Here is an 8,563-nt window from a genome sequence, read left to right as displayed (position 1 = left end):
GAGAATCCGTGATTTCGAATCACGGATTCTCCCCTGTTTCGGGCCTGCTTGCTTCCTAGAATTCGTAAGATGCACTCTAGCATTTTCAAACAGCATGTGTACGCCTGCCCGCCTGTCCCTCATCGGCGCGGTCCCCCTACACCTTAATTACCCCCTGCCGATACTCATTAGAGAATGCCGTCTTGAATTTATCCGTGATGACGGATGTATATAGGTTTGACGCGAGTATATCGTGATAGAGCATTTTCTGCCCGATTTCGGGGATATCATCTGTCTCATAAAGGCTGGTCAGCAGCGGCAGTGTTCCATTTTTGACTACGCTGCCCAGGATTCTTTCTCGGTCTTTGCGGTAACCCAGAAGACGGGCGTAGTAGTGATAGCCTCCCTCGATATATTCTTCCACACTGTCCTTTTTGATGCCCAGCATGATGTGAAGAAGGGCGCGGTTAATGCGGGTCTGGGTGATTTCTTTTGTCTTAAGCAGCTCGCAGAACTGTTTGTAGTTGAAAAAGTTGTTGAGCTGGTTGATGATACGGTTGGCAAGCTCCACGGATACGTCCATGTAACGGCTCAGGTCATTGGCCGTCTTATTCAGAAGTTTGTACTTCATGATAAGGGAAAAGTCATTCTGGTAGACCGGATATTTCACGCGGTGGTAGTCTTTTAACAGCTCAAGACAGCTGGAGGGCACCTGGTCTTCCAGCTCATTTAATATGTTGGAAAAAGGCGTGTTTTCGAACGTGCTGCCTACGGACCGGGTGCTGATAGCGGAGCTGGAGTAGGCCAGGAGGGAACGGATGGCGGATGCGGAGCTGTAGCTGGAATTTAGTTTCTTGTCGTGGTAGTTGGATTCCACTCTTTTGATGGTATATGGGCGGATCGGGCTGTTCAGCTTTTTGAGTGCTTTTAGGTATTCGACTCCGAGGATGTTGTTCGGATCGTTGAGCAGGAAGGTATAGTCCGTGCTGCCCATATAGGCGGCCAGGGCCTCCTGCCTGGCGGCAGGGAAAGTATGACCGTTCTTTAAACCGTTCTGAAGAAAGCTTTTGTATTCTTCCGGCTCCTCATATAAGATGTCCGCAATTTTCTGAAGCCCATCCAGATCATTACATTCGCTGCCGAAACAGATGGAGTCCACGATTCCCAAGCTGTCCAGAAAGGAGACGGCGCCCATGGCGAATAATTCGGCGCTTCCGGTGGAATAGCAGACAGGCAGCTCGAAGACCGCACCGGCGCCGCATTTTAAAGCCATCTCTGCGCGTATGTATTTGGGCATGATGGCCGGGGTACCTCTCTGGACGTAATCCCCGGTCATGATGGCAATGGCGGTGTCGGCGCCGGTGACTTCCTTCGCTTTTTCTATATGGTATTGATGTCCGTTGTGAAACGGATTGTATTCTGTGATTAAACCGACAATTTTCATAAGATTCTCCTTGTATATCAATTTATTAACCATTATACTATAAAATGACAGGATGTTATAGGCTGAAATGTGTTTATTAAGGTTGATTTCTGTTAAATATAAGTAAGTACAGAGATTTTTTAGAATAATGTAGCTGTTCATGGTTCAGAACAGATACGAATAAATCAGGACAAAAGAGGGTGTATGGCATGGAAAAAACGAAGATTGAAGAGCTTCTGGAACAGCGCAGATTTAAGGAATTGAAAGAAGAATTAGAAGCCATACATCCAGTCGATATCGTGGAGATGCTGGAGGATTTTGACAGAAAACAGGCGCTCCTTATTTTCCGGCTTCTGGCCAAGGAGGAGGCGGCAGAGGTCTTTACGGATATGAACAGCGATATGCGTGAGGATCTGATCAATGCCCTTACGGACTCCGAGCTGGAAGAAGTTATGGACGAGATGTATGTGGACGATACCGTGGATGTTCTGGAGGAGATGCCCGCCAATGTGGTGGACCGTCTGCTTATGGCCACGGATGAAGATACAAGGAAGAAGATCAATGTGCTGCTGCAGTATCCGGAGGACAGTGCGGGCAGTATCATGAATGTGGATTACATCAGCCTGAGAAAAGAGATGACGGTGGCGGATGCTATCCTGAAGATCCGCCAGGTCGGCATTAATAAGGAAACGATCTATACCTGCTATGTGACGGAGAAGAAGCGGCTGATCGGCGCGGTGGATGTCAAGGATCTGCTGACGGCCGGGGATACCTGGCTGATCGAGGAGATCATGGATGAGAATGTGCTTTGCGCCAAGACGCTGGACGACCAGGAGGATGTGGCCGTTACGATTAAGAAGTACGGATTGATAGCGATTCCCATCATAGACCACGAAAACTGTCTGGTCGGGATTGTTACGGTTGACGACGCGATGTTCGTCCTGCAGGATGAGACAACCGAGGATATCAGTATCATGGCCGGTGTCAGCCCGAATGAAGATTCTTATTTTGGAACTTCGGTGTTCCGGCATGCAAAGAACAGGAGTCTCTGGCTGATGCTTTTGATGCTTTCCGCCACGGTGACAGGGGAAATCCTCGGATTCTATGAGGAGGCGATGGCGGTGATGCCGGTTCTGATTACATTTATTCCCATGCTCATGGGGACGGGCGGTAACTGTGGATCCCAAAGTTCCACCCTGGTGATCCGCGGGCTGGCCGTGGGTGAGATACAGTTCAAAGACATTTTCCGCGTTATCTTTAAAGAGATCCGTGTGGCGCTTGTGGTCAGTGTTTTGCTGGCGGTAGTGAATGGTATCCGCATTTATATCATGTATGGACAGAACATCACACTGGCAATAGCGCTTGGTATCACGATGATGGCGGTCGTTGTCATGGCGAAATGCATCGGCTGCACGCTGCCTCTGCTGGCGAAGAAGCTTGGGCTGGATCCGGCGATCATGGCAGCACCTCTGATAACCACGATTCTCGATACATGCACAATTCTGGTTTATTTTAATATCGTTACTGCTATATTTCACCTGAATGCCTGATGCAGCGGCAAGAATTGGTTTCATATGGGATTGTATTTAAAAATACACATAGTATATACTTGTATACAAAAATTCTTTGGGTTATAATGGAAAGAGTGAGAAAAAATGAAAGGTGGCATTTAAATCATGGGATTTATTGACGAAATCAAGGCAAGAGCGAAAGCTGATAAGAAAACAATCGTACTTCCGGAGACGGAAGATGTCAGGACTTACCAGGCTGCGGAAGCAGTTTTGAAGGAGGGGACAGCCAATCTGATCCTCGTGGGCAGCAAAGAGGAAGTTGAGAAAAACGGGGCGGGATATGATATCTCCGGCGCTGTGGTTGTAGACCCTGCAACGAGTGAAAAGACAGCGGCTTACATTGCAAAATTAGTAGAACTCAGGCAGAAAAAGGGAATGACGGAAGATCAGGCCAAAGAACTGCTTCTGAATAATTACCTGTATTATGGCGTTATGATGGTGAAGATGGGGGATGCGGACGGCATGGTATCCGGCGCATGCCACTCAACGGCGGACACGCTTCGTCCATGTCTGCAGATTTTAAAGACCAAGCCGGGCACAAAGCTTGTTTCTGCATTTTTCCTGATGGTGGTACCGGACTGTGATATGGGAGCGGACGGAACATTTATCTTCGGGGATTCAGGACTGGAACAGAACCCGGATCCGGAGAAGCTTGCCAACATTGCGGTTTCATCCGCAGATTCTTTCCGTACGCTGACAGGGAAAGAACCGATTGTAGCCATGCTGTCACATTCCACAAAGGGAAGCGCAAAGCATGCGGATGTTGACAAAGTAGTAGAGGCAACAAAGATTGCAAAAGAACTGGCGCCGGAACTGAAGCTGGACGGAGAGTTACAGCTGGATGCAGCTATCGTGCCGTCAGTAGGGGAATCCAAGGCTCCGGGAAGCCCGGTTGCAGGACATGCCAACGTATTGATTTTCCCGGATCTGGATGCAGGGAACATCGGATATAAGCTAGTACAGAGGCTGGCGAAAGCAGAAGCTTACGGACCGCTTACACAGGGGATCGCGGCTCCTGTCAATGATTTGTCACGCGGATGCAGTGCCGAGGATATTGAGGGCGTTGTAGCGATCACGGCAGTGCAGGCTCAGGCACAATAAACCGTTGGTAACAGTTCAAGCTTAACCGGACTGTTAAAAAGTTGTATGTAAGAGAGGCGGAGAACGCCCCTTATATAGAAATTCAGGAGGATAATAAAATGAATGTATTAGTAATCAACTGCGGAAGTTCTTCTCTGAAATTCCAGTTAATCGACTCTGAATCAGAGAAGGTGCTGGCAAAAGGCCTCTGCGAGAGGATCGGAATCGACGGCAGCCTTACCTATCAGCCGGCGGGCGGAGAGAAAGTGAAGTCGGAAAAAGACATGCCTACCCATACAGAGGCAATCAAGTACGTGATCGACGCGTTGACGGATTCCGAGACAGGTGTTGTTAAGAGCCTGGACGAGATCGGTGCTGTAGGACACCGTATGGTACACGGAGGAGAGAAGTTTGCCTCTTCTGTAGTGATCACAGAAGAAGTTAAGAAGGCAGTAGAGGAGTGTAACGACCTGGCGCCGTTACATAACCCGGCAAACCTGATTGGCGTGAATGCATGTGAGGAGCTGATGCCGAATACTCCTATGGTTGGCGTATTCGATACGGCGTTCCACCAGACGATGCCTGAAAAAGCATATATGTACGGACTTCCTTATGCATATTATGACAAATATAAAGTAAGACGCTACGGCTTCCACGGGACAAGCCACAGCTTCGTATCCAAACGGGCAGCGGAGATTTCAGGTAAGCCTTATGACGCCGTGAAGACGATCGTCTGCCACCTTGGAAACGGCGCAAGCGTGTGTGCCGTATTAAACGGCAAATCCGTAGACACATCCATGGGACTGACCCCGCTGGAAGGGCTGGTTATGGGAACACGTTCCGGAGATATTGATCCGGCGATCATGGAATTTATAGCAAAGAAAGAAAATCTGGATATCGAAGGCCTGATGAAAGTCCTGAACAAGGATTCCGGCGTATACGGTCTGTCAGGGCTGTCCAGCGATTTCAGGGACCTGTCCTCTGCAGCTGCGGAAGGAAACAAACAGGCACAGATCGCCCTGAAGGTATTCTCATACAGAGTAGCCAAATATGTCGGAAGCTATGCAGCAGCTATGAACGGCGTGGATAACATCGTCTTCACAGCAGGAATCGGCGAGAACGACCACGAAGTACGCGAAGAGGTTTGCAGTTACCTGCAGTTCCTTGGCATAGAGCTTGACAAAGAAGCCAATGCCAAGAGAGGCGAGGAAGTGATGATCTCGACTCCAGACTCAAAAGTAAAAGTCTATGTAATACCGACGAACGAAGAGCTGGCAATCGCAAGAGAGACAGTTGCACTTGTAAAATAAGGCTGACGATAAAAAGAATGAGCGGATAGATCCCATGTCTGTCCGCTCATCTGATTTGTTAGAATATTCTGAAAACGGTGCGCAAAGGGGTCAGACCCCTATGAAGATCCCCTTTATTTTACATTTTTTAGTTGACAAACTTATTTTACATGATATAATAATCTAGGTATGAATAGGAGTAATGAAGATGTTAATTAGCCTATCAGACGTTCTGTCAGACCAGCATAAGACAGTTGAAGAAACAGTGCCTGTGGAATTGGAAGAACTGCAGTTGAAGACCGGTTTGTTTCCGGTGGTCAGCAAAAAACCTGTGCACGTTGTCGTTACACACGTAAAGAACAAGGAATTACAGATCAAGGCAGAGACGAAAGTTTCGGTTATGATACCATGTGACCGTTGCCTGGAGGATGTAAAGCAGGAGTTTGTACTGGATTTTATCAAGCGCGTGGATTTGAATGTTGCGGATGCCGATTTGCCGGAAGGATTAGATGAATCAAATTTCATTGACGGATATCATCTTGACGTGGACAAAATGCTCTTTAATGAGATATTGATAGGATGGCCGACGAAAGTTCTATGCAGCGAAGACTGTAAAGGCATTTGTAACGTTTGTGGTCAGAACCTAAATATGGGTACCTGTGACTGTGAAGATACGGGGCTTGACCCAAGAATGTCAGTTGTCCGTGATTTGTTTAAGAATTTTAAGGAGGTGTAACCTATGTCTATCTGTCCAAAGAATAAATCTTCAAAAGCTAGAAGAGATAAGAGAAGAGCTAATTGGAAGATGAGTGCTCCAAACCTTGTGAAGTGCAGCAAGTGCGGAGAACTTATGATGCCTCACAGAGTATGTAAGGCTTGCGGCTCTTACAACAAAAAAGAAATCATTTCTGTTGACTAAGTACAGAGAAGACAAGGCTTCCCGGGATTCCGGGAAGCCTTTTTTCATGGGTTTACACCAATTCTGTCACTATGGAGATATATAATCATGTGAACCAAACACGTGTGCGTGATGAAATGAATAAAATCGGAAACATTCAGTGAAAGAAGTGTCTTTTCTCTATATTCCTGTTATAATATAGAATATAGAAGGAAATTCTGTTTCAAGCAGGAAGGTGATAAAATGCCTGCAATAAAAGAAAAGGCTTTTGAATTAATTGAAAAGATGCCAGATGATAAAGTGGTATATATTGTAAATATTATGGAGAATTTAGATTCTCTTTTTAATGGAACGGAACCTGATGAAGAGAAAATGCAGGCTTATGAGAATTTGAAAAAGTACAGAAGACCTGCATGTACAAGTAACCTTTTAAAAATAAGTAGAAAGGGGTGCTGATGTGTGTAGGAAGTCTGAATTTAATATCATTATAGAGCAGATGAAAAAAATTTATGAAAAGGCATTTGGAGAAAATCTTGTAAGAATATTTTTATATGGTTCCTATGCCAGAGGTGATTATAACGAATTTTCAGATATAGATTTGGCAGCGATTGCCAAAGGAGACAGAATAACTCTGCAAAAGATTCTGGAAGAGGTATGGGATGAAGCGGCTGATTTGGGGCTTGAATATGACACAATTATTTCCCCTACAGTAATACCATTTGATGAGTTTGAGCGGTATAAGGAGATATTGCCATACTACCGTAATATTGAAGCGGAAGGGGTTGTTATCAGTGCTTAGTGACGATATAATCAATTTAGTAAAGTACCGTATTACTAATGCAGAAGAGAAAATGATATCAGCTAATTTATTATTAGAGGCGGGGCAGTTTAAAGACTCAATAGGCAGATCATACTACGCGATGTTTTCAGCAGTAAGAGCACTGTTAGCTTGTGATGGAGTAGATTACTCTAAACATTTAGGGGTAATTGCATATTTCCAGAAAAACTAAATTAAAGAGGGGATATTCAATAAGAAGTATTCCAAATATATACAGAATGCTTTTCAGGTGAGAAATACCAGTGAGTATGATGATTTTTACATCGTATCAAAAGAATCAGCATTAATACAATATGAAAGAGCTGAGGAGATGCTGATGGAAGTAAAAGAATATTTGAGAAAAAGCATAGGTATAATATTGCCTTCTTCGGATAACGAATGAATAGGCTTAGAATTAGGATATGTTCAAATGGTTTCGATGATGAGGGGCTAATAGATAGGAGGAAATTATGGCTATAGCGGCGAAAGACAGAAAAAAGGAATATGAAAAAGACCAGAATGAATTATTCGCAATGCTTGACAAAGGCATTGCTGATATGAGATCTGGCAGAACGATAGAACATGATGAAGCTATGAGGATTATCAGGGAGAAGCTAGCACAGTATGATGTATAAAATACGGGAAACTCAGGAAGCAGTAAAGGATGTGACTGATTTAGCCGTATACATGATAGAAAACTTTGAAAACCCTAAAGCATCACATGATTTTCTGGAGAGGTATGATAAGGAAATCCAACAGCTAAAAACATTTCCTTTTGGTTATCGCGGGATAAGCTTTGAGTATCAGGGAATGGAGATCAGGCTGAAACCTTATGCTACATACAATATCTTCTTTGTGGTTGACCAGGGTATACAGGAGATTATTATCTTAAGGGTTTTAAAGGACAGGCAGAATTGGAAAGCCATCCTGTCAGGGGAAACAGACTATAGGCTATAACATGCAGTCTCTTTTCTCATTTACATAGTTTACACCAATCTTTACACCAAATGACTGCTGTACTGACGAAGGCGGATACAATATGATAAAAAGAGAAAATGGGCGAAACCCTTGAATTTTCGCCGTTACAGCGCGTGATAATGTATTAGGTTGATGCACCTTCGCTTAAAACAAAAAAGAAATCATTTCTGTTGACTAAGTACAGAGAAGACAAGGCTTCCCGGGATTCCGGGAAGCCTTTTTTCATCTTATGGGAAAGTTCGCCTATAAGATAAAAAAGCCCTCCCGGCGGGATACGCATTGCGGCGTAAGCATTAGATGCCGCTATGCGACAGCAGCAGACGCGAGCATCGCTGGTGAAACTCTATTTTTGTATTACAGAAAAATGAAATAAGAAACGGTTAAAAGCCAGGTGCGGAAGATTGTTCTTGGCTTATTATGATGTATGTAGACAATTGCTGAATCATAAAGGTGATTATTCCGGGCCTCCGGCCCACCCAGGCCGCAGTTTAGCGCAGTTAGACCGCGCATCAGCCCATTTGATACAAT

Annotated in this window: 11 protein-coding genes; 10 read left to right on the top strand and 1 reads right to left on the bottom strand. The window is 45.0% G+C overall.

The window, feature by feature from the left end; all coding sequences use genetic code 11:
- Positions 1 to 136: 136 nt before the first annotated feature.
- Complete coding sequence (locus GKG43_RS22235; protein WP_055151335.1) at positions 137 to 1,423, bottom strand: nucleotidyltransferase; 1,287 nt, start codon at positions 1,421 to 1,423, stop codon at positions 137 to 139.
- 188 nt (positions 1,424 to 1,611) lie between these two features.
- Here GKG43_RS22235 and mgtE point away from each other — a divergent pair, with 188 nt between their 5' ends.
- From mgtE to GKG43_RS22190, 10 genes are all read left to right on the top strand, one after another.
- Complete coding sequence (gene mgtE, locus GKG43_RS22230; protein ID WP_050642502.1) at positions 1,612 to 2,952, top strand: magnesium transporter; 1,341 nt, start codon at positions 1,612 to 1,614, stop codon at positions 2,950 to 2,952.
- A gap of 126 nt (positions 2,953 to 3,078) precedes the next feature.
- Positions 3,079 to 4,074 carry a phosphate acetyltransferase gene (gene pta, locus GKG43_RS22225; RefSeq protein WP_050642501.1) on the top strand — a complete coding sequence of 332 codons (996 nt, stop codon included), beginning with the start codon at positions 3,079 to 3,081 and terminating at the stop codon, positions 4,072 to 4,074.
- Positions 4,075 to 4,172: 98 nt separating this feature from the next.
- A complete protein-coding gene (locus GKG43_RS22220; RefSeq protein ID WP_050642500.1) occupies positions 4,173 to 5,363 on the top strand; it encodes an acetate kinase in 1,191 nt (396 codons plus the stop codon).
- 187 nt (positions 5,364 to 5,550) lie between these two features.
- On the top strand, positions 5,551 to 6,078 hold the full coding sequence (locus GKG43_RS22215) for a DUF177 domain-containing protein (RefSeq protein ID WP_055151332.1): 528 nt from the start codon (positions 5,551 to 5,553) through the stop codon (positions 6,076 to 6,078).
- Between the two features lie 3 nt (positions 6,079 to 6,081).
- Positions 6,082 to 6,261: a 50S ribosomal protein L32 gene (gene rpmF / locus GKG43_RS22210; RefSeq protein ID WP_004068723.1), complete on the top strand. Its 180-nt coding sequence runs from the start codon at positions 6,082 to 6,084 to the stop codon at positions 6,259 to 6,261.
- 222 nt (positions 6,262 to 6,483) lie between these two features.
- The gene (locus GKG43_RS22205) at positions 6,484 to 6,696 is read left to right on the top strand and encodes a hypothetical protein (RefSeq protein WP_050642498.1); all 213 of its coding nucleotides are present in this window, start codon (positions 6,484 to 6,486) and stop codon (positions 6,694 to 6,696) included.
- 1 nt (position 6,697) lies between these two features.
- Positions 6,698 to 7,039 (top strand): nucleotidyltransferase domain-containing protein, encoded by a 342-nt coding sequence (locus GKG43_RS22200; RefSeq protein ID WP_055151329.1) that lies wholly within the window; start codon positions 6,698 to 6,700, stop codon positions 7,037 to 7,039.
- A 268-nt stretch (positions 7,040 to 7,307) separates the two neighbouring features.
- The gene (locus GKG43_RS23490) at positions 7,308 to 7,460 is read left to right on the top strand and encodes a hypothetical protein (RefSeq protein ID WP_242843904.1); all 153 of its coding nucleotides are present in this window, start codon (positions 7,308 to 7,310) and stop codon (positions 7,458 to 7,460) included.
- Between the two features lie 67 nt (positions 7,461 to 7,527).
- Positions 7,528 to 7,692, top strand: coding sequence for a hypothetical protein (locus GKG43_RS23020; protein ID WP_167702481.1), 165 nt, complete (start codon positions 7,528 to 7,530; stop codon positions 7,690 to 7,692).
- Positions 7,682 to 8,014, top strand: coding sequence for a type II toxin-antitoxin system RelE/ParE family toxin (locus GKG43_RS22190; RefSeq protein WP_055151325.1), 333 nt, complete (start codon positions 7,682 to 7,684; stop codon positions 8,012 to 8,014). The genes GKG43_RS23020 and GKG43_RS22190 overlap by 11 nt, the downstream gene beginning before the upstream one ends.
- Positions 8,015 to 8,563 lie beyond the last annotated feature (549 nt).

The organism is Eubacterium sp. BIOML-A2 (assembly GCF_009680135.1).
In the GTDB taxonomy this organism is placed as follows: domain Bacteria; phylum Bacillota; class Clostridia; order Lachnospirales; family Lachnospiraceae; genus Faecalicatena; species Faecalicatena contortus_B.
This window is presented reverse-complemented; position numbering and strand designations above follow the sequence as displayed.

Bases quoted from the DNA above. Each gene is read 5' to 3' on its own strand.
- GKG43_RS23020 (WP_167702481.1), top strand. From the start codon at position 7,528: ATGGCTATAGCGGCGAAAGACAGAAAAAAGGAATATGAAAAAGACCAG.
- GKG43_RS22215 (WP_055151332.1), top strand. From the start codon at position 5,551: ATGTTAATTAGCCTATCAGACGTTCTGTCAGACCAGCATAAGACAGTT.
- GKG43_RS22190 (WP_055151325.1), top strand. From the start codon at position 7,682: ATGATGTATAAAATACGGGAAACTCAGGAAGCAGTAAAGGATGTGACT.
- pta (WP_050642501.1), top strand. From the start codon at position 3,079: ATGGGATTTATTGACGAAATCAAGGCAAGAGCGAAAGCTGATAAGAAA.
- GKG43_RS22220 (WP_050642500.1), top strand. From the start codon at position 4,173: ATGAATGTATTAGTAATCAACTGCGGAAGTTCTTCTCTGAAATTCCAG.
- rpmF (WP_004068723.1), top strand. From the start codon at position 6,082: ATGTCTATCTGTCCAAAGAATAAATCTTCAAAAGCTAGAAGAGATAAG.
- GKG43_RS22205 (WP_050642498.1), top strand. From the start codon at position 6,484: ATGCCTGCAATAAAAGAAAAGGCTTTTGAATTAATTGAAAAGATGCCA.
- mgtE (WP_050642502.1), top strand. From the start codon at position 1,612: ATGGAAAAAACGAAGATTGAAGAGCTTCTGGAACAGCGCAGATTTAAG.
- GKG43_RS22235 (WP_055151335.1), bottom strand. From the start codon at position 1,423: ATGAAAATTGTCGGTTTAATCACAGAATACAATCCGTTTCACAACGGA.